The organism is Streptomyces meridianus (assembly GCF_023703325.1).
Classification (GTDB): domain Bacteria; phylum Actinomycetota; class Actinomycetes; order Streptomycetales; family Streptomycetaceae; genus Streptomyces; species Streptomyces meridianus.
In genome coordinates this window covers 1-19282 of the sequence record NZ_JAMQGM010000048.1, presented here as the reverse complement: position 1 = coordinate 19282, position 19282 = coordinate 1, and the positions used below count along the sequence as shown (strand labels likewise).

At 71.3% G+C, this 19282-nt stretch carries 17 protein-coding genes and 1 pseudogene; 11 read left to right on the top strand and 7 right to left on the bottom strand.

What is annotated here, in order from left to right; translation table 11 throughout:
- Positions 1–44 precede the first annotated feature (44 nt).
- Positions 45–1682, top strand: coding sequence for an ABC-F family ATP-binding cassette domain-containing protein (locus M1E25_RS21510; protein ID WP_251418265.1), 1638 nt, complete (start codon positions 45–47; stop codon positions 1680–1682).
- Between the two features lie 373 nt (positions 1683–2055).
- Positions 2056–2796 (top strand): DUF4328 domain-containing protein, encoded by a 741-nt coding sequence (locus tag M1E25_RS21505; protein WP_251418263.1) that lies wholly within the window; start codon positions 2056–2058, stop codon positions 2794–2796.
- A 69-nt stretch (positions 2797–2865) separates the two neighbouring features.
- Here the strand turns inward: M1E25_RS21505 and M1E25_RS21500 are convergent, their stop codons facing one another.
- From M1E25_RS21500 to M1E25_RS21490, 3 genes are all read right to left on the bottom strand, one after another.
- A complete protein-coding gene (locus M1E25_RS21500) occupies positions 2866–5280 on the bottom strand; it encodes a Tex family protein (RefSeq protein ID WP_251418261.1) in 2415 nt (804 codons plus the stop codon).
- Positions 5281–5482: 202 nt separating this feature from the next.
- Positions 5483–5602 (bottom strand): LPFR motif small protein, encoded by a 120-nt coding sequence (locus tag M1E25_RS21495; protein ID WP_251418258.1) that lies wholly within the window; start codon positions 5600–5602, stop codon positions 5483–5485.
- Between the two features lie 90 nt (positions 5603–5692).
- Positions 5693–6559: an SCO6745 family protein gene (locus M1E25_RS21490; RefSeq protein WP_251418255.1), complete on the bottom strand. Its 867-nt coding sequence runs from the start codon at positions 6557–6559 to the stop codon at positions 5693–5695.
- Between the two features lie 111 nt (positions 6560–6670).
- On the opposite strand from M1E25_RS21490, the gene M1E25_RS21485 reads away from it, so the two are divergent.
- Positions 6671–7729, top strand: coding sequence for a GlxA family transcriptional regulator (locus M1E25_RS21485; protein ID WP_251418252.1), 1059 nt, complete (start codon positions 6671–6673; stop codon positions 7727–7729).
- A gap of 2 nt (positions 7730–7731) precedes the next feature.
- Positions 7732–8373 (top strand): annotated as a pseudogene (locus M1E25_RS21480) (DJ-1/PfpI family protein).
- A 6-nt stretch (positions 8374–8379) separates the two neighbouring features.
- Here the strand turns inward: M1E25_RS21480 and M1E25_RS21475 are convergent.
- On the bottom strand, positions 8380–9144 hold the full coding sequence (locus tag M1E25_RS21475; RefSeq protein ID WP_251418250.1) for an enoyl-CoA hydratase/isomerase family protein: 765 nt from the start codon (positions 9142–9144) through the stop codon (positions 8380–8382).
- Between the two features lie 324 nt (positions 9145–9468).
- Between M1E25_RS21475 and M1E25_RS21470 the strand changes: the two genes are divergently transcribed.
- The gene (locus M1E25_RS21470) at positions 9469–9981 is read left to right on the top strand and encodes an ATP-binding protein (RefSeq protein WP_251418248.1); all 513 of its coding nucleotides are present in this window, start codon (positions 9469–9471) and stop codon (positions 9979–9981) included.
- A gap of 24 nt (positions 9982–10005) precedes the next feature.
- Here the strand turns inward: M1E25_RS21470 and idi are convergent, their stop codons facing one another.
- The 3 genes from idi to galE form a co-directional block, all read right to left on the bottom strand.
- Positions 10006–10599 (bottom strand): isopentenyl-diphosphate Delta-isomerase, encoded by a 594-nt coding sequence (gene idi / locus M1E25_RS21465; protein ID WP_251418246.1) that lies wholly within the window; start codon positions 10597–10599, stop codon positions 10006–10008.
- A 152-nt stretch (positions 10600–10751) separates the two neighbouring features.
- Positions 10752–11690, bottom strand: a complete 939-nt coding sequence (locus tag M1E25_RS21460) for a cation diffusion facilitator family transporter (RefSeq protein WP_251418243.1) — start codon at positions 11688–11690, stop codon at positions 10752–10754.
- Positions 11691–11897: 207 nt separating this feature from the next.
- Positions 11898–12884 carry a UDP-glucose 4-epimerase GalE gene (gene galE / locus M1E25_RS21455; RefSeq protein ID WP_251418241.1) on the bottom strand — a complete coding sequence of 329 codons (987 nt, stop codon included), beginning with the start codon at positions 12882–12884 and terminating at the stop codon, positions 11898–11900.
- A gap of 296 nt (positions 12885–13180) precedes the next feature.
- Here galE and M1E25_RS21450 point away from each other — a divergent pair, with 296 nt between their 5' ends.
- The 6 genes from M1E25_RS21450 to M1E25_RS21425 all read left to right on the top strand — a co-directional run.
- Positions 13181–14947, top strand: coding sequence for a DUF5941 domain-containing protein (locus tag M1E25_RS21450; protein ID WP_251418342.1), 1767 nt, complete (start codon positions 13181–13183; stop codon positions 14945–14947).
- A complete protein-coding gene (locus tag M1E25_RS21445) occupies positions 14944–15693 on the top strand; it encodes a phosphocholine cytidylyltransferase family protein (protein ID WP_251418240.1) in 750 nt (249 codons plus the stop codon). The genes M1E25_RS21450 and M1E25_RS21445 overlap by 4 nt, the downstream gene beginning before the upstream one ends.
- Entirely contained in the window at positions 15681–16742 is a 1062-nt protein-coding gene (locus tag M1E25_RS21440; protein WP_251418238.1) for an iron-containing alcohol dehydrogenase family protein, read from the top strand. Before M1E25_RS21445 ends, M1E25_RS21440 begins: the two co-directional genes overlap by 13 nt.
- Positions 16720–17499 carry a CDP-alcohol phosphatidyltransferase family protein gene (locus M1E25_RS21435; RefSeq protein ID WP_251418235.1) on the top strand — a complete coding sequence of 260 codons (780 nt, stop codon included), beginning with the start codon at positions 16720–16722 and terminating at the stop codon, positions 17497–17499. Before M1E25_RS21440 ends, M1E25_RS21435 begins: the two co-directional genes overlap by 23 nt.
- Positions 17500–17510: 11 nt before the next feature.
- Positions 17511–18383 carry a glycosyltransferase family 2 protein gene (locus tag M1E25_RS21430; RefSeq protein ID WP_251418232.1) on the top strand — a complete coding sequence of 291 codons (873 nt, stop codon included), beginning with the start codon at positions 17511–17513 and terminating at the stop codon, positions 18381–18383.
- 89 nt (positions 18384–18472) lie between these two features.
- Positions 18473–19282: ABC transporter permease (locus tag M1E25_RS21425; RefSeq protein ID WP_251418229.1), on the top strand; the 810-nt coding region annotated here is incomplete at its 3' end.

Sequence of the window (19282 nt, the reverse complement as noted above, 5' to 3'; positions counted from 1 at the left end):
GCGCCGGCGGCGGTCACCGGGCAGGACCTAGGATCTGCGGTCTGATGACTGCCACTCTCGTCGCCAAGGACCTCGCCGCCGGCCACGGCGAACGCTCCCTGTTCACGGGCCTCGACCTCGTCGTCGCCCCCGGGGATGTCGTCGGGCTCGTCGGCCCCAACGGTGCCGGCAAGTCGACTCTCCTGCGTCTGCTGGCGGGCCTCGACACCCCCGAGGGCGGGTCTGTCGGGCTCAGCCCGCCCACCGCGAACATCGGGCATCTTCCGCAGGAGCCCGAGCGCCGTCCGGGCGAGAGCATTCGCGGCTTTCTGGCCCGGCGCACCGGCGTCGCCGCGGCCCAGAGTGCACTCGACCGCGCCACCCAGGCGCTGGTCGACGGCGCGCCCGGCGCGGACGACGCCTATGCCGACGGTCTGGAGCGCTGGCTGGCCCTCGGCGGGGCCGATCTGGACGAGCGGGCCGAGGAGGTGACCGGCACGCTCGGTCTCACCGTCGGCCTCGACCGGCCGATGACCGGCCTCTCCGGTGGCCAGGCCGCCCGAGCCGGTCTCGCGTCGCTGCTCCTGAGCCGCTACGACGTCTTCCTCCTCGACGAGCCCACCAACGACCTCGATCTGGACGGCCTCGACCGGCTCGAGGCGTTCGTCACCGGTCTGCGGGCGGGAACGGTGCTCGTCAGTCACGACCGCGAGTTCCTGACCCGGACCGTCAACCGGGTGGTCGAACTCGACCTTGCCCAGCAGCAGGTCAACGTGTACGGGGGCGGGTACTCCGCCTACCTCGAGGAGCGCGAGATCGCCCGACGGCACGCGCGGGAGAACTACGAGGAGTACGCGGACCGGCGTTCGGCGCTGGAGGCCCGGGGGCGCATGCAGCGGTCCTGGATGGACAAGGGCGTCAGGAATGCCCAGCGCAAGGCCGGGGACAACGACAAGATCGGCCGCAAATTCCGCTCCGAGGCCAGCGAGAAGCAGGCGGCCAAGGCGCGGCAGACCGAGCGGATGATCGAACGGCTGGAGACGGTCGCCGAGCCGCGCAAGGAGTGGGAGCTGCGGATGGAGATCGCCGCGGCACCCCGATCAGGGACGGTCGTCGCCGCTCTGCGAGGAGCCCGACTGCGCCGCGGGGACTTCGACTTCGGTCCGGTCGACCTGCAGATCGACTGGGCGGACCGGGTTGCGGTCACCGGCGCCAACGGCTCCGGAAAATCCACCCTGCTCGCCGCGCTGCTCGGCAGACTGCGGCTCGATGCGGGCCACGCCTGGCTCGGCCCCGGCGTCGTGGTGGGCGAGGTCGATCAGGCGCGCGACCTCTTCCACGGGGACGAACCCCTCATGGACGCCTTCGGCGCGGCCGCCGAGCACCTCGAACCAGCGGACGTCCGGACCCTGTTGGCCAAGTTCGGGCTGAAGGCCGCCCATGTGCTGCGGTCCGCCGCCACACTCTCACCCGGTGAGCGGACCCGCGCGGCACTGGCCCTGCTCCAGGGGCGAGGGGTGAACCTGCTGGTCCTCGACGAGCCCACCAACCACCTCGACCTGCCGGCCATCGAACAGCTGGAGTCCGCTCTGGCGTCGTACAGCGGCACACTGCTGCTCGTCACGCACGACCGGCGGATGCTCGACGCCGTGCACACCTCGCGGCGACTGGAGGTCGCCGACGGCAAGGTGACCGAGAGCTGAGCCCCGCCGTCACTTGCGGTCGAACGCCTTCCAGGCGATGGCCGCGACGATGGCTATGGCGATGGCGGAGATGATCAATTGTGCTGATCCCATGAGCCCTCCCTCGGACACCCTGCACCGACGTGCGCGCCCCATCCTCTGCCCGGAGACGGCGCCGGGCAAGGCCGCATGCGACGACGGCAGTTTCCCGGGACGCCGGCGCAGGGATATCCGGACCGGTATCCGGATTGTCATGGACGGTTCGACAATGGATCTCATGCGGCGTAGGTTCCGCGAGCAGCCGTTCGAAGACGGTTGTGACGGTGGGGCGTCCTGGGGAGGGCCGTCCCTTTCCTGGGGGGATCGCCCGAGCATGCTCTGTACCGACTGCGGCATGTCCACGGCCACAACGGGCGAGGGGCTGTGCGACGGGTGCGCCGTCGCTCGCGGCATGGCCGAGCCCGCGCCGCGGCCGAAGAACCGGCAGCCGGGACGGCTGAGGTCCCCGCTCGGTCTGTCACGGGCGGTCGTCGTCCTGCTGGTCCTCGTCGCTGTCGCCGATCTGCTCGCGCTCTACACGCAGGGAATCTCGCCGTTGCTGGCGGAACCCGTCGACCCGGTCCGTACGGACACCGGCTGGACCCCCTTCACCATGACGGAGACGCTGCGGGCCGATGTGGTCATCCTGACCGGAGTGGTGTTCCTCGTCTGGTTCCACCGGGTGCGGGTCAACGCCGGCGTCCTCGCGCAGGGCAACCACCGGGGCGGCGTCGCCTGGGCGGTCGTCTCCTGGTTCATCCCGATCGCGAACATCTGGATCCCGCGCGGGGTGGCCGTCGACATCTGGCGGGCCAGTACGCCCCGGAACACGGAGGTCCCGGGGCGCGGGACGAACCACCGCGTCATCAACGCATGGTGGGCCGGCTGGCTGGTCTCGCAGCTCGTCGGGCAGTTCGCCGGCGCCGTGTACGAGGACGCCGACACGGTCGACGCGATGCGGACGGCAGCGTGCCTGCTGCTCGCCGCCGCTGTGGTGGACATCGCCGCGGCGCTGCTCGCCGTGCTGTTCGTGCGCCGGCTGACGGCGATGCAGCAGGAAGCCGTCGCACAGGCCCGGCAAGCCAGCACCGTCTGACGGCTCCTGCCGCCGAGCGGGACGGGGGCGCGGCCCGGACGACTCCCGGACCGCACCCCCCTGCAGACCCTAGGAGCGGCCCCCGCCCCCCAGCAGACCTGCCCGTCGCAGCGCGTCCGCCATGGCGCCGTTCGCCGGCGGCGCCTGACGGCCTCCGCCGTTGCCCCGGCCACCGCCACCGCGGCCCTGCCGCTGCTGCGGGGCGCGCTGCCCGCCGCCCCGCCCCGACGCCCGCTCGGGGCGGGACCCGGAGCCCTCGCGCCGGTCCTGCCGCCGTCCGCCGCCGCTGCCTCCCGCGGACGTCGCATCGTCGTCCAGCCTGAGCGTGAGCGAGATCCGCTTGCGCGGTGCGTCGACCTCCAGCACCTTCACCCGCACGATGTCGCCGGGCTTCACCACGTCGCGCGGATCCTTGACGAAGGTCTTCGACATGGCGGAGACGTGCACGAGTCCGTCCTGGTGGACACCGACGTCCACGAATGCACCGAACGCGGCGACGTTCGTCACCACGCCCTCCAGCAGCATGCCGGGCTCGAGGTCGCCGAGCTTCTCCACGCCCTCCTTGAAGGCGGCCGTCCTGAAGGCGGGCCGCGGGTCGCGGCCCGGCTTCTCCAGCTCCTTGAGGATGTCGGTGACCGTCGGCAGACCGAAGGAGTCGTCGACGAAGTCGGCGGGTGCGAGCCTGCGCAGCACCGTGGTGTTGCCGATCAGCGACGTGACATCCCCGTCCGTCGCCGCAACCATCCGGCGGACCACGGGGTACGCCTCGGGGTGGACGCTGGACGCGTCCAGCGGGTCGTCCCCGCCGCGGATGCGGAGGAAGCCCGCGCACTGTTCGTAGGCCTTGGGGCCGAGCCGGGCGACGTTCTTGAGTTCCTTACGACTCCGGAACGGCCCGTTGGCGTCCCGGTGGGCGACGATGTTCTCGGCCAGGCCCGCGCCGATGCCCGACACTCGGCCGAGCAGGGGGGCCGAGGCGGTGTTGGCGTCCACGCCCACGCCGTTGACGCAGTCCTCGACGACCGCGTCGAGCGAGCGGGACAGCTTCACCTCGGACAGGTCGTGCTGGTACTGGCCGACACCGATCGACTTCGGGTCGATCTTCACCAGCTCGGCCAGCGGGTCCTGGAGCCGGCGGGCGATCGACACCGCACCGCGCAACGAGACGTCCAGGCCGGGCAGTTCCTGCGAGGCGAACGCCGAGGCGGAGTACACCGAGGCACCGGCCTCGGAGACCATCACCTTCGTCAGCTTCAACTCCGGCCTTCGCTGGATGAGTTCACCGGCCAGCCGGTCGGTCTCGCGCGACGCGGTGCCGTTGCCGACGGCGATCAGCTCGACGGAGTGCTCACGTGCCAGCCGCTCGAGCCGGGCGAGCGACTCCTCCCACTTCTGCTGCGGCACATGCGGATGGATGGTGTCGGTCGCGGCCACCTTGCCGGTCGCGTCGACGACGGCGACCTTCACGCCGGTGCGGAAACCGGGGTCCAGCCCCATCGTGGCGCGGGTGCCCGCGGGGGCGGCGAGCAGCAGATCACGCAGGTTGGCAGCGAAGACCCGCACCGCCTCGTCCTCGGCGGTCTGCCGCAGCCGCAGCCGCAGGTCGATGCCCAGGTGGACGAGAATCCGGGTACGCCAGGCCCAGCGCACGGTGCCGGCGAGCCACGCGTCGGCGGGCCGTCCGCGGTCGGCGACGCCGAAGTGCCGTGCGATCGCCTGCTCGTAGGCGCTCGGGCCGTCCGCGGGAGCCGGGTCGTCGCCCTCCGGCTCGAGCGTGAGGTCCAGGACCTCCTCCTTCTCACCCCGGAACATGGCCAGTACCCGGTGCGACGGCAGCTGCGTGAACGGCTCGGCGAAGTCGAAGTAGTCGGCGAACTTCGCGCCCGCCTCCTCCTTCCCCTCCCGCACCTTCGAGGCCAGCCGGCCGCGCGACCACATGCGCTCGCGCAGGCTGCCGATGAGGTCGGCGTCCTCCCCGAACCGCTCGGTGAGGATCGCCCGGGCGCCCTCCAGGGCCGCGGCTGCATCGGCGACCCCCTTGTCCGCGTCCACGAACGCCGCAGCGGCGGCCTCGGGCCGGGTCGACGGGTCCTGCAACAGGCCGTCCGCCAGGGGTTCCAGTCCCGCCTCGCGCGCGATCTGCGCCTTGGTGCGGCGCTTCGGTTTGAACGGGAGGTAGATGTCCTCCAGCCGGGCCTTGGACTCAGCGGCCCGGATCCGTGCCTCCAGAGCCTCGTCGAGCTTGCCCTGGGAGCGCACCGATTCGAGAACGGCGCTGCGCCGGTCCTCCAGCTCCCGCAGGTACCGCAGCCGCTCCTCGAGAGCACGCAGCTGCGCGTCGTCGAGCATCTCGGTGGCTTCTTTGCGGTAGCGGGCGATGAACGGCACCGTCGAACCGCCGTCCAGCAGCTCGACCGCCGACTTGACCTGCCGCTCCCGTACGCCGAGTTCCTCGGCGATCCTGCCCTCAATCGACGTCGTCACGATCCCGTTCCGCCTTGTCGTCCAGCTTGGGCTTGCATTCTGGCAGGTGGGTCCGACGGATCGGGCGTCCCGCCCGGCGCGTGCCGGACCCGGGCTGCGCGTGCCCGGGCGGCACAGAAGTCCCGGCCGCCGCAGCGACCGGGACCCGGGCTCCGTGCGCGGTTTCGACCCGCAGCGGAGCGTTTTCCGAAGTACGCACGCTTCAGTGCGCCGAGCGGGAAGCACCCCCGAGAAGTCGGGCGACGGCACGGAACGGGAGCGTCACGACCGCAGCGAGGGTGGCTCCGATGGTGCGCAGGACATCTGCGATGGCGCGGAACACGAGATCCTCCAGGGGGTTGGTGCAAGACGTTCTCGAGCCCTCGTCTTGCCTCCCACGGGGACGCCAAACACGCGATCCGTCGCCGATTGCTCAGCCCTTGCCGAACAGGTCGGAGGGGAACGCTCCGGCGCCCACCGCCGTCATCGCCCAGGCGCCCGCCAGTTCTGTGAGCCGCTCTACGCCCTGTATTCCCAGGTGCTCGTACGGGGCCCGGTCGAGACGGTCGGTCTCCTCCTCGATCCGCTTGCGCAGCTGCGTTCCGGCGTCGGTCAGTTCACCGGCGTCGTCCAGCAGACCACGCTCGCGCAGCCGTCCCTGCGCTGCCGTCCAGTCCTCCTGGGTCCAGCCGCGGGTGCGCAGCACCCATTCCGGCGCCATGCCCCGGCCGCTCGCGGTGTGGCTGACGACGGCCTCCACGGCGTCGAGTTCGGCCCCGACGAGAACGGCCAGGTGACCGTCACCGCGGTGTTCGCGCAGCAGCGTCGCGGCGTGCCAGAAGGCCAGGTGCGGTTCGGCGGGGACGGGCAGGTCGGCGTGTGCCGCGTAGAGCGGGCGGGCGGAACGGTCGCATGCCTCGGCTGCGCGCAGGGCCAGCCCGGCGGCCTCCGCCATCTCCGCGGAGGCGACGACCTCCTCGCCGAGCAGACGCCGCAGCGTGGCATCCATGGCGCGCAGCCGTGCGGCGAGGACATCGGCGGGCTCGGCGGTATCCCAGACTGCGGGCAGGTGACGGGAGATGAGCGCGTGGTTGAAGTTGTAGAAGGAGGCGGTCACCGCACCCGCCCCGACCGCGCCCATGGGGGCGGCCCGGCCGGCGAAGTAGGCGGCGCGCGGGTCCTCGATCCCCAGGGCGGCCATCTCGCGCGCGTAGTCCGGGGAGAAGTACCCGACGGAGTGCAGCGGGTTGACGGCGTTGTGGCAGCGGCGGGCGGCGCGCGGGGGAAGTGAAGTGCTCATGGCCGCACGCTACCGGCAGGTATCCGGTGCTTGAAGGGCCCGGGGTGCATGGCCGGAAAGGTGGAATTCTCGTCGTTGCGGCCGTACGACGGGAACCCGACGATGAGAGGCATGGACGGAACCGGCCGCAGCGGCCCCTCGGGCGGACGGCGAACGCACAGCGTGCTCCTCGTGCTCTTCCACGGCGTGCAGAGCCTCGACGTGACCGGTCCGCTGGAGGTGTTCAGCGGCGCGTCACGGCTGCTGGGCGATCGGGCCGCCTACTGCGTGCGCACCGCCACCCTCGACGGTGGCCCCGTCCGCTCCTCCAGCGGGCTCCTTCTGACCCCGGACTCCTCGCTGCCGCGGTCCCCGCGACCGGACACCCTACTCGTCCCTGGTGGTGCCGGCACCCGGCATCCCGACCCGCGCCTGATCGACTGGCTGCGCAGGACGGCGCCCCGCGCCCCGCGCGTGGTGTCGGTGTGCACGGGCGCGTTCCTGCTCGCCGAGGCCGGACTGCTCGACGGCCGCCGGGCGACCACGCACTGGGCGATGTGCGACACGCTGTCGCGGCGGTTCCCGGCCGTCGAGGTCGACCCGGAACCCATCTACGTCCGCGACGGAAACGTGGCCACCTCGGCGGGAGTGACGGCGGGCATGGACCTCGCGCTGGCACTGGTGGAGGACGACCACGGCCGGCAACCGGCCCTGACCGTGGCCAGGCATCTGGTGCTGTTCCTGCGCCGCCCGGGCAACCAGAGCCAGTTCAGCGCCCAGTTGGCCGCTCAGACCGCCCGGAGCCGGCCGTTGCGCGACGTCCAGCAGTGGATCACGGAGAACCCGGGGACGGATCTTTCCGTCGAGGCGCTGGCCGCACGTGCCGCCCTCTCGCCCCGCCACTTCGCGCGTGCGTTCCGCGCGGAAGTCGGGGTGCCGCCCGGGCGGTACGTCGACCGGGTGCGGCTCGAATCGGCACGGCGGCTACTGGAGGACACCGCCGACAGCATCGAACGAACAGCGCGTGCCTGCGGCTACGGCACGCCGGAGGCGATGCGACGGGCCTTCGTCCGCACCCTGGGCGTGGCACCGGCGGAGTACCGGCGCCGCTTCCGGCCTCAGGAACCCACAGGCAGCAGGCCCGGGGAACCATCCGACGGCACCACTGTCGCGACTGCGGAAGGACTTTGACCGTGCAAACGGCGATTCTGCTCTACGACCGCTTCACTGCCCTCGACGCCGCCGGCCCCTACGAGGTGCTGTGCCGGATCCCCGGAAACGAGACCGTCTTCGTCGGTGAACGGACCGGCCCGCTCACCGACGATCGCCGCGGTCTCGGCCTGGTCGCCGAGGCCCGCCTCGCGGACGTGACGGCTCCCGATGTCGTCGTGGTTCCCGGCGGACCGGGCCAGGCAGCGCTCATGGACGACGGCCCGGTGCAGGAGTGGCTGCGGACCGTCGACCGGACGACGACCTGGACGGCGAGCGTTTGCACCGGCTCCCTGGTCCTCGCCGCCGCCGGGCTGCTCCGGGGACGCCGTGCCACGTCCCACTGGCTGGCGCTGGAGCAGCTCGCGTCCCACGGGGCCGAACCCGTCCGTGAGCGCTATGTGTTCGACGGCAAGTAGGTGACCGCGAGCGGGGTGTCGGCCGGCCTGGACATGGCCTTCGCACTCGTGGGGAGGATCGCCGGTGACACCGTGGCGCAGATGATCCAGCTGGCCCACGAGTACGATCCACGGCCGCCCTACGACGCCGGTTCACCCGACACGGCGCCGGCCGAGGTCGTCGAGGCGGTCCGCGGCATCAGCCGGTTCGTCCTGCGCGGCGAGTGAGCTCGGTCAGCCGGTCCAGGTGAAGCGTGGTGTCCGCCGCTCCAGGAACGCGGTGACCCCCTCCGTGGTGTCCGGCGCCCTCCGCGCCTGCTCCGCCCAGAACGCCACGCGCTCCGGGGCGACGGGACCGGCGGTGAACTCCTTGGCCGCCGCCTGGGTGAGCAGCGAGCGGGAGGCGAGGACGCGCGCGAACTCATCGACCCGGCGGTCGAGTTGGGCATCCGGCCGGACCTCGTCCACCAGCCCGGTGCGCAGCGCGTGTTCCGCGCCGATCAACTCGGCCGAGAACAGCAGGTACTTGGCGGTTGCGGGACCGACGAGCGCGGTCAGCCGCCGGGTGGTGGAGTCCGGGTAGACGATGCCCAGCCTGGCGGGAGTGATGCCGAAGGAGGAGCCCTCGGCGGCGAACCGGAGATCGCAGGCCGCGGCGAGTTGGCAGCCCCCTCCGACGCAGTAGCCGCGGATCGCGGCGAGGGTGGGCTTGGGGAAGGCAGCGAGGGCTTCCTCCGCCGCCACGGCCAGCTCCTGCGCGCCGGTGGCCGATTCCCGGAGCGAGCCGATGTCCGCGCCCGCGCAGAACGTGTTCCCGTGGCCCGTCAGCACGAGCACGCGCACCTCCCGGTCCGCGGCCAGCCGTTCCAGCAGCCCCGGCATCTCCTGCCACATGGCGGTGGTCATGGCGTTGCGCTTGGCGGGGTGGTGGATGATGACGGTCGCGATGCCGTCGTGGACGCGGGGGAGGAGTCCGTCGGACGGGATCGGTGGCGCCATGCGGCGGATGCTATCCGGGGCGTGGGGCGGAGCGGTGGCCGGTGTCCCGTCGCGGGGCGTTCGCCCACGTCCCTCACAGGGTGTGCATACCGACTGATGAAACGTTCCTTTTTCCCACAGCGGACCGGACAGGAAACGTCGTAATCAACTCCGGAACGACCGCAACACTTCAACAGCCGTCATTACGTGGCGATTTGCATTCAGGCATCGGCTGGATACGCATAATTGCCACCACAGACGGTGAGCAGTCGCAATCGCACGGTGCCTGCGCCGCCCCGTGCGACGGCCACGGGGACCGCTGTCCCAGGTCGAGAGGGTACGGATATGGACATCCGCGGGAGCATCCCGCAAGGCCCCGGGCAGGCCCCGCCGAGAGCCGTTGCGTCGGAGGAGCTGCCCGTGCCGCTTCCCTACGAGGGGGTGTGGCGCTTCACCGCCCCCGCCCTGGACTCCTCGGTCCCGCAGGCTCGGCATGCGGTCCGCGACCTGCTGCGGCGCCGAGGGGTTCCGGTTGCCGATGACGTCCTGCACGGCCTGTTGCTGATCGTCTCGGAACTCGTCACCAACACGGTGCGTCATGCCGCGCTGCTGTCGCCGGAGGTCGCCGTGGAGGTGGCCGTCGATCCGCACTGGGTTCGGGTGGCCGTTGAGGACGACCACCCCTACCGGCCCAAGGCGTTGGAGTCGACCCAGGGGCGTACAGGCGGACGCGGCCTGCTGCTCGTCAAGACGATCACGCAGGAGGCAGGCGGCGTCTGCGACGTGGAGCACACGGCGTCCGGCGGCAAGATCATCTGGGCCGCCCTGCCGCTCCGGGGTCCGGGCCCGGTGATCTGACTGCGCGGCTGCGGACCGGTGCGGTTACCAGTCGGCCGACGGTCCGGTGAGTTCCCGCACCACCGGCCGGGCCGCGTCCAGCACCGTCATGAACCAGGCCGAGAAAGGACGCCGGGCGTGCAACTCGGCCAACTCGGCCGCCGAGACGAAAGCGGTGCCGCCCACCTCCTCGGGATCCGGGTGCAGCTCCGGCCCCACCAGCCCCGCGAAGAGGTGGTTGTACTCCTGCTCGACCAGGCCGGAGGCCGGGTCCGGGTGGTTGTAGCGCACGGTGCCCGCCTCGCGCAGCAGCTTCGGAGACATGCCCAGTTCCTCGCCGGTGCGGCGGACGGCGGCGGCGAACGGAGCCTCGCCCGGGTACGGGTGGCCGCAGCAGGTGTTCGACCAGACCCCCGGCGAGTGATACTTGCCGAGTGCCCGCTGCTGCAGCAGCAGTCGGCCCGCGTCGTCGAAGAGGAAGACCGAGAACGCGCGGTGCAGCCGGCCGGGCGGCAGATGCGCCGAGAGCTTCTCCGCGGTACCGATCGTGATGCCGTTCTCGTCGACCAGTTCGAGCATGATCGGGTCCGAGTCGGCGTCCGACGTGATCTCCGCTGTCGGGACTGGTGTGGTCGGCATGGCCATCCTTCGGTTGGTCTGCGTCGAACAAGTCTGCCGCACAAATGGGGTACGGCCGGGCATCGTGTCCAGCATGTCAGGCCGTGGCCGGCAGATCTTCCGAATCGGACGTCCGGCCGTGGGAGGAAGGCCGGCCGGTCGACCGGGTGCGCTCAGAAGCAGAGGCCGGCCTCGTGCTCCGCGTGGCCCCCGGGCTCCAGCTGGAAGGTGCAGTGGGCCACGTCGAAGTGGTCGCCCAGACAGCTCTGCAGTTCGTGCAGCAGCTTCTCGTGGCCGACGGAGTCCAACACCTCCTGACTCACCACGACGTGGGCCGACAGCACCGGCAGCCCCGAGGTGATGGTCCACACGTGCAGGTCGTGCAGGCCCTCGACGCCGGGAAGGTCCAGGATGTGCGTCCGCACTTCGGCGATGTCCACGTCCTTGGGAGCGGACTCCAGCAGCACGTCCAGCGCCTCCCGCAGCAGCCGCCAGGTACGGGGGACGATCATCAGCCCGATGAACAGGGAGGCCACCGGGTCGGCCCGCTCCCACCCGGTCGTCGTGACCACCACTGCGGAGACGATGACGGCGGCCGAACCCAGGGCGTCCGCCATCACCTCCAGGAAGGCCCCGCGGACGTTCAGGCTCTCCTTCTGCCCCCGCATCAGCACGGCCAGCGACACCACGTTGGCCACCAGGCCGATGGCGCCGAAGAGGATGGTCGGCCCGCCGGCGACCTCCGCCGGGGTCACCAGTCGCTGCACGGCCTCGTAGAGGACGAACCCGCCGACGCCGAACAGCAGCAGGCAGTTGGCCAGCGCGGCGAGGATCTCCGCGCGGGCGTAGCCGAAGGTGCGCCGTTCGCTCGACGGCCGGTTCGCGAAATGGATCGCGAGGAGCGCCATCGTGATCCCGACGGCGTCGGTGGCCATGTGGCCGGCATCGGCGAACAGGGCCAGCGAGTCGGTGAGAAAGCCGCCGACGACCTCGGCCACCAGCACAGTCGCCGTCAGGGACAGCGCTATGCGCAGCCGTCCCCGGTGCGCCGCAGCGGCGGTGCCGGTGGCATCGCGGGGAAGCGCGTGCCCGTGGTCGTGCCCTGCGCCCATCGCAGACAGCCTCCCGGATCGGTTCGCGTGGCCGGCCGCCGCGGCGGCCGTACCCGCGGCGGTTGCCCCGGGGGCGTCGGCCGCCGGTGCCAGAGGACAGTGAACAACGGTCCGCGAGGCGGGGCAACACGGCACTGAACACCGTTGTCATTGCGCTGACCTGCGCGTTTGTGATGCCTTGAGGGGTGCAGGTCAGCGGCCTGCCGATCAGTTCGTACGGGCTTCGGGGTGACGCAGGCACCAGCCCTGCCACGCCGACTCGATCATCTCGCGCGCGTCGTGGCGCACCGACCAGCCCAGCTCCTCGGTGATCAGCTCGTTACCGGCTACGACGCGGGCCGGATCGCCCGCCCGGCGCCCGACGACCTCGGCGGCCGGCTCCTTGATACCGGTCACGTCCGCCACCAGGCTCGCGATCTCCCGGACGGACACCCCGGTGCCGCTGCCGATGTTCACCGTCAGATCGCGGGGCCCGGTTTCGGACGCGAGGCGGCGGGCGGCCGCCAGATGCGCCTCGGCCAGATCGGTGACGTGGATGTAGTCGCGGATACAGGTGCCGTCCGGCGTCGGGTAGTCGTCACCGAAGATCCGCGGTGCTTCTCCCCTGGTCAGGGCGTCGAAGAACATTGGAATGATGTTGAAGACCCCGGTGTCCGACAGTTCGGGACGGGCCGCGCCGGCCACGTTGAAGTACCGCAGGCACGCCGTGGACAGGCCGTGCGCCCGGCCCACCGCCCGGACCAGCCACTCACCGGCGAGCTTGGTCTCGCCGTAGGGGTTCATCGGCACGCACGGCGTGGTCTCCGTGACCAGATCGACGTCGGGCATGCCGTACACGGCGGCGGAGGAGGAGAAGACGAAGTTCCTCACGCCGGCCGCGGTCACGGCCTCGAGGAGCACGGTCAGCCCGTGCACGTTCGAGCGGTAGTAGGCGAGGGGCTGCTCGACGGATTCGCCCACCTGCTTCTTGGCCGCGAGGTGCACCACGCCGGTGACGTCGTACCGGGCGAGGGTCTCGTCCAGCAGTGCTCGGTCCAGAACGGATCCCCGGACCAGTGGGATCTCCTCCGGAAGCCGTTCGGTGACACCGGACGACAGGTCGTCCAGGGCCACAACGGACTCGCCGCCCTCGGTCATGGCCCGCGCCACGTGCGCCCCGATGTAGCCGGCTCCGCCGGTGATCAGCCAAGTCATGACGGCACCATATCGGCCGCGCGCGTACGGGGTGCGTCTGCTGAGCCGGGGCCGCACAGGGGGCGCCGGCACCGGCAGGCCACCTATATGATCATGCGAATTCCGCGCCAGGGGGCGATCCGGCCCGTCTTCGCAGGGGGATCCCATGTGATCGGGCGATGAACGGACGGCGACGCGCATCCGATAGCCTCTGCCGACGTGCCGCCGCCCGGCCCTGTGCGGGGATGTGCCACGCCCGCCGCCCGGACGTCCCCCGTCCCGGGGCGGCCATGCCAGCTTTCAAGGAGTGAGTCCGTCTGTCGACCGCAATCCTCACCGGCCCGCCGGTCGCCGGATCGCAGCTCGAGGGTGACCTGGAGGCACTCGGCTACCAGGTGGTCGTGACCGACGGTGACGATCTCACCACCCGGGTCGCAGCCGTGCCGGCGGGGGAGCGCCTCGCTCTCGTCGACCCCCGCCTCGTCGCACACCGGCACGCTCTCCGGCTCGCGCTGACCGACCCGCGCTTCGACGTCAGCGCGCTGCCGGGCCTGCTGCGCGTGGAGCCGGTCCGGCGTGCAGCCCTCGCCCCGGCCCGCGGCGCGACCCCGGACGAGCTCGCTGCCGCCATCGAGGCCTCGGGCGTTCCCGTGCAGCGCCCCGACCTCGGGGTGCTCGTGGCCCGGGTGCCCGCCGACGCCGACGAGCGCGCGGCCGCGCAGGCCGCCGCCGACGGCGTCGACGAGGAGCGGGTGCGGCTCAACAGCGTGGTCAAGGCCCGGGACGGCTTCTTCACCACCTTCTTCATCAGCCCCTTCTCCCGCTACATCGCCCGGTGGTGCGCCCGTCGCGGGCTCACCCCGAACCAGGTGACCACCGCATCCCTGATCACCGCGCTGATCGCGGCGGGCTGCGCCGCCACCGGCACCCGGGGCGGATACGCAGCCGCGGGTGTCCTGCTCCTGCTCTCGTTCGTCCTGGACTGCACCGACGGCCAGCTGGCCCGCTACTCGCTGCAGTACTCCACGCTCGGCGCATGGCTGGACGCCACGTTCGACCGCGCCAAGGAGTACGCCTACTACGCGGGCCTCGCCCTCGGCGCAGCTCGCGGAGGCGACGACGTCTGGGCCCTCGCGCTCGCCGCGATGGTGCTCCAGACCTGTCGGCACGTGGTCGACTTCTCCTTCAACGAGGCGAACCACGACGCCACCGCCAACACCAGCCCCACTGCGGCCCTTTCCGACCGGCTCGACAGCGTCGGCTGGACGGTCTGGGCCCGGCGGATGATCGTGCTCCCCATCGGTGAGCGCTGGGCCATGATCGCGGTCCTCACCGCGTTCACCACCCCCCGTGTCGTCTTCTACGCCCTCCTCGTGGGCTGCTCCCTCGCCGCCTGCTACACCACGGCCGGGCGGGTGCTTCGCTCGCTGACCCGCCGGGCCCGGCGCACCGACCGCGCAGCAGGTGCCCTCGCCGACCTCGCCGACTCCGGGGCCCTGGCCGAGGGGTGGGCGAAGGTTCTCGCCGAGCCCGCCCGCCGGCTCCCGGGCTTCACGGCTCCCGCCGTGGCGGCGCTGGGCACCGCAGTGATCATTGTCACGGCGGCACTGGCCCCGGTCCACGGGCCGTGGCCGCTGGTCGCCGCGATCGCCTGCACGGCGTCCTCGGGCCTCGCTGTGGCCCGCCCGCTGAAGGGTGCTCTCGACTGGCTCGTGCCGCCGTTCTTCCGGGCGGCGGAGTACACCACGATCCTCGTTCTGGCCGCCCGCTCGGCGTCCGACGGGGCGCTGCCCGCGGCATTCGGCCTGGTTGCGGCCGTCGCCTACCATCACTACGACACTGTGTACCGCATTCGCGGCGGTACCGGCGCGCCTCCGCACCGGCTGGTGCTGGCGATCGGCGGTCACGAGGGCCGGGTGCTGGTGGTCACCGCCGCCGCGCTCGTCCTGCACAGCACAGGTTTCACCATCGCGCTGACCGCCTTCGCCGCGGCCCTCGCGCTGACGGTGCTCATCGAGAGCATCCGTTTCTGGGTCTCTTCCGGAGCACCCGCCGTACACGACGAATCAGGAGAACCCGCATGATCGGCCTCGTGTTGGCTGCCGGCGCCGGACGGCGTCTGCGCCCCTACACCGACACCCTGCCCAAGGCCCTGGTGCCGGTGGACCCGGAGGGCGAGGGCACCAAGACCGTCCTCGACATCGCGCTGGGCAACTTCGCCGAGGTCGGCCTCACCGAGGTCGCCGTCGTCGTCGGCTACCGCAAGGAGGCCGTGTACGAGCGTCGCGAGGCCCTGGAGCAGAAATACGGCGTCAAGATCACTCTGATCGACAACGACAAGGCCGAGGAGTGGAACAACGCCTACTCCCTGTGGTGCGCCCGTGACGTCCTCAAGCAGGGCGTGATCCTCGCCAACGGCGACACCGTCCACCCGGTCTCCGTCGAGAAGACGCTGCTCGAGACCCGCGGCCGGGGACAGAAGATCATCCTCGCCCTCGACACGGTGAAGAACCTCGCCGACGAGGAGATGAAGGTCGTCGTCGACCCGGACAAGGGCGTCCAGCGCATCACGAAGCTGATGGACCCGTCCGACGCCACCGGCGAGTACATCGGCGTCACCCTCATCGAGCCCGAGGCCGGCGAAGAGCTGGCGGACGCCCTGAAGACCACCTTCGAGCGGGACCCGGACCTCTACTACGAGGACGGCTACCAGGAGCTGGTCAACCGCGGCTTCACGATCGACATCGCGCCGATCGGCGACGTCAAGTGGGTCGAGATCGACAACCACGACGACCTCGCCAAGGGCCGGGAGATCGCGTGCCAGTACTGACCCGGCTCATCCCCTCGCCGCTCGTCGTAGACATCCGCGCGGGGGCCCTGGACGACCTGGCGGCAGTCCTCGCCGACCAGCGGATCTCGGCGTCCGGGAAGCTGGCCATCGCAATAAGCGGCGGCTCCGGGGCGGTGCTGCGCGAGCGGCTCGCCCCGGCGCTGCCCGGCGCGGACTGGTACGAGGTCGGCGGCGGCAGGCTCGACGACGCGATCAAGCTCGCCGACGCCATGAAGTCGGGCCACTACGACGCAGTCGTGGGCCTCGGCGGCGGCAAGATCATCGACTGCGCCAAGTTCGCCGCGGCGCGCATCGGTCTGCCGCTGGTCGCCGTCGCGACGAACCTGTCGCACGACGGCCTGTGCTCGCCGGTCGCCACGCTCGACAACGACGCGGGCCGCGGCTCGTACGGCGTGCCGAACCCGATCGCGGTGGTCATCGACCTCGACGTGATCCGCGAGGCCCCGGTCCGTTTCGTCCGCTCCGGTATCGGCGACGCGCTCTCCAACATCTCGGCCGTCGCCGACTGGGAGCTCGCCAACCGCGAGAAGGGCGAGCAGATCGACGGTCTGGCCGCCGCCATGGCGCGCCAGGCGGGCGAGGCGGTGCTCCGGCACCCGGGCGGCGTCGGCGACGACGGCTTCCTGACCGTGCTGGCCGAGGGGCTCGTCCTCACCGGTATCTCGATGTCGGTGGCCGGTGACAGCCGGCCCGCGTCGGGTGCCTGCCACGAGATCAACCACGCCTTCGACATCCGCTTCCCGAAGCGGTCCGCCAGCCACGGCGAGCAGTGCGGACTCGGTGCCGCGTTCGCCATGCACCTGCGCGGCGCGCGCGAGGAGGCCGGTCTCATGGCGGAGGTCCTGCGCCGGCACGGTCTGCCCGTGCTGCCGGACGACATCGGCTTCACCGTGGACGAGTTCGTCGAGGTCGTCGAATTCGCGCCGAAGACCCGCCCCGGGCGCTACACGATCCTCGAGCACCTGGACCTGTCCGCCGACCAGATCAGGGACGCATACGCCGACTATGCCAAAGCCATCGGTAGCTGAGCTTCGCCCGGTCGTTCACCCCCCGGGTGTGAAGGACCGGCGGAGCGGCGAGCACTGGGCCGGCCGGCTCTACATGCGCGAGATCTCGCTGCGTGTGGACCGGCACCTGGTGAACACCCGGGTCACGCCCAACCAGCTGACCTACCTGATGACCGTCTTCGGCGTCCTCGCCGCCCCGGCCCTGCTGGTGCCGGGGATCGCGGGCGCCGTGCTCGGCGTGCTGATGGTCCAGCTCTACCTGCTGCTGGACTGCGTCGACGGTGAGATCGCCCGCTGGAAGAAGCAGTACTCGCTCAGCGGGGTCTACCTGGACCGCGTCGCCGCATACCTGTGCGACGCCGCGGTGCTGGCCGGCCTCGGGCTGCGTGCCGCCGACCTCTGGGGCAGCGGACGCATCGACTGGCTGTGGGCGTTCCTCGGGACCCTGGCGGCCCTCGGCGCCGTGTTGATCAAGGCCGAGACCGACCTCGTCGGTGTCGCCCGCCACCAGGGCGGGCTGCCACCGGTTGAGGAGGCGGCCGCAGTGCCGCGTTCGTCCGGCCTGGCTCTGGCTCGCAGGGCCGCCGCGGCGCTGAAGTTCCACCGGCTGGTGCTGGGGGTCGAGGCGTCGCTGGTCGTCCTCGTGGCCACGATCGCGGACCAGGTGCACGGCGACCTGTTCTTCACCCGGCTGACCGTGGCGGTACTGGCCGGCATCGCTTTGCTGCAGACGGTGCTGCACCTCGTTTCCGTCCTCGTCTCGAGCAGGCTCCGGTGACGGGGGCGGGCATGAAGCTCGGCGCGGTCGTCCTGACCATGGGCAACCGCCCCGAGGAGCTGCGTCTGCTGCTCGACTCGGTCGCCAAGCAGCACGGCGACCCGGTCGAGGTCGTCGTGGTCGGCAACGGCTCGCCGCTGCCCGAGCTGCCCGAGGGTGTGCGGACGGTCGAGCTGCCCGAGAACGTGGGCATCCCTGCGGGCCGCAACGTCGGCATCGAAGCGTTCGGGCCGGGTGGCGGCGAGGTCGACGCCCTGCTGTTCCTCGACGACGACGGTCTGCTGGCGAACCCGGACACCGCCGAACTGTGCCGCGAGGCCTTCGCGGCCGACCCGGCGCTCGGAATCATCAGCTTCCGCATTGCCGACCCCGACACCGGCGAGACCCAGCGTCGGCACGTGCCGAGGCTGCGGGCCGCCGACCCGATGCGTTCGTCCCGTGTCACCACCTTCCTGGGCGGCGCGAACGCGGCGCGCACCGCGGTGTTCCAGCAGGTCGGCGGCCTGCCGGACGACTTCTTCTACGCACACGAGGAGACCGACCTCGCGTGGCGCGCTCTCGACGCCGGCTGGAGGATCGACTACCGGTCCGACATGGTGCTGCTCCACCCGACGACGGCTCCCAGCCGCCACGCGGTCTACCACCGCATGGTCGCGCGGAACCGGGTCTGGCTGGCCCGGCGCAATCTGCCGGCCCCGCTGGTCCCGGTCTACCTCGGTGTCTGGCTGCTGCTCACGCTGCTCCGACGCCCGTCCCGTCCGGCGCTCCGCGCCTGGTTCGGAGGGTTCAAGGAGGGCTGGAGCACAGGATGCGGACCGCGTCGCCCCATGAAATGGCGCACGGTCTGGCGGCTGACCCGGCTGGGCCGGCCACCGGTTATCTGACAAGCTCGTGTTCGACAGCAGCGGGTCGTATCCCGGCCCGGCCGACGCCGGTCCATCCGGCTGCGTTCTGAGGACGAAAGTTTCCCCCTGTGAGTGAGACATCCCCTGACGGCGGGGTCGCGGTGAGCGTCCCGTCCTCCCATGACGACGGTTCGTCGCCGGCCGAGCTGGCCGCGCGGCACGGATTGTCGGTGAGCGGTGCTCGGCCCGGTCTGGCGGAGTACGTGCGGCAGCTGTGGAGCCGGCGGCACTTCATCCTGGCGTTCTCGCGGGCGAAGCTGCAGGCGCAGTACAGCCAGGCCAAGCTGGGCCAGCTGTGGCAGGTTGCGACGCCGCTGCTCAACGCGCTGGTGTACTTCCTCATCTTCGGGCTCATCCTGGGCGCACGTGAGGGTGTACCCGGCGGCAAGCACAACTACGTCCCGTTCCTGGTGATCGGCGTCTTCGTCTTCACCTTCACCCAGCAGTCGGTGCTGGCGGGCGTGCGCTCCATCAGCGGGAACCTGGGTCTGGTCCGCGCGCTGCACTTCCCGCGGGCCTCGCTGCCGATCTCGTTCTCGCTCCAGCAGCTCCAGCAGCTGCTGTACTCCATGATCGTGCTGCTGATCGTGCTGCTCGCCTTCAGGCAGCTGCCGGCCTGGTCGTGGCTGCTGGTGCTGCCGGTGCTGGTGCTCCAGTTCGTGTTCAACACCGGCCTGGCGATGATCATGGCGCGGATGGGGGCCAAGACCCCCGACCTCGCCCAGTTGATGCCGTTCGTGCTGCGCACCTGGATGTACGCCTCGGGCGTGATGTTCCCGCTGCACTACATGCTGGTGAAGAACGCGCACGCCCCCACCTGGGCCGTGGACCTCATTGCCGCCAACCCGGCGGCCGTCTACATGGACCTGATGCGCTAC

Bases quoted from the DNA above. Each gene is read 5' to 3' on its own strand.
- M1E25_RS21475 (WP_251418250.1), bottom strand. From the start codon at position 9,144: ATGGCGCCACCGATCCCGTCCGACGGACTCCTCCCCCGCGTCCACGAC.
- M1E25_RS21445 (WP_251418240.1), top strand. From the start codon at position 14,944: ATGATCGGCCTCGTGTTGGCTGCCGGCGCCGGACGGCGTCTGCGCCCC.
- M1E25_RS21460 (WP_251418243.1), bottom strand. From the start codon at position 11,690: ATGGGCGCAGGGCACGACCACGGGCACGCGCTTCCCCGCGATGCCACC.
- M1E25_RS21490 (WP_251418255.1), bottom strand. From the start codon at position 6,559: ATGAGCACTTCACTTCCCCCGCGCGCCGCCCGCCGCTGCCACAACGCC.
- galE (WP_251418241.1), bottom strand. From the start codon at position 12,884: ATGACTTGGCTGATCACCGGCGGAGCCGGCTACATCGGGGCGCACGTG.
- M1E25_RS21485 (WP_251418252.1), top strand. From the start codon at position 6,671: ATGGACGGAACCGGCCGCAGCGGCCCCTCGGGCGGACGGCGAACGCAC.
- M1E25_RS21435 (WP_251418235.1), top strand. From the start codon at position 16,720: ATGCCAAAGCCATCGGTAGCTGAGCTTCGCCCGGTCGTTCACCCCCCG.
- M1E25_RS21430 (WP_251418232.1), top strand. From the start codon at position 17,511: ATGAAGCTCGGCGCGGTCGTCCTGACCATGGGCAACCGCCCCGAGGAG.
- M1E25_RS21505 (WP_251418263.1), top strand. From the start codon at position 2,056: ATGTCCACGGCCACAACGGGCGAGGGGCTGTGCGACGGGTGCGCCGTC.
- M1E25_RS21470 (WP_251418248.1), top strand. From the start codon at position 9,469: ATGGACATCCGCGGGAGCATCCCGCAAGGCCCCGGGCAGGCCCCGCCG.
- idi (WP_251418246.1), bottom strand. From the start codon at position 10,599: ATGCCGACCACACCAGTCCCGACAGCGGAGATCACGTCGGACGCCGAC.
- M1E25_RS21510 (WP_251418265.1), top strand. From the start codon at position 45: ATGACTGCCACTCTCGTCGCCAAGGACCTCGCCGCCGGCCACGGCGAA.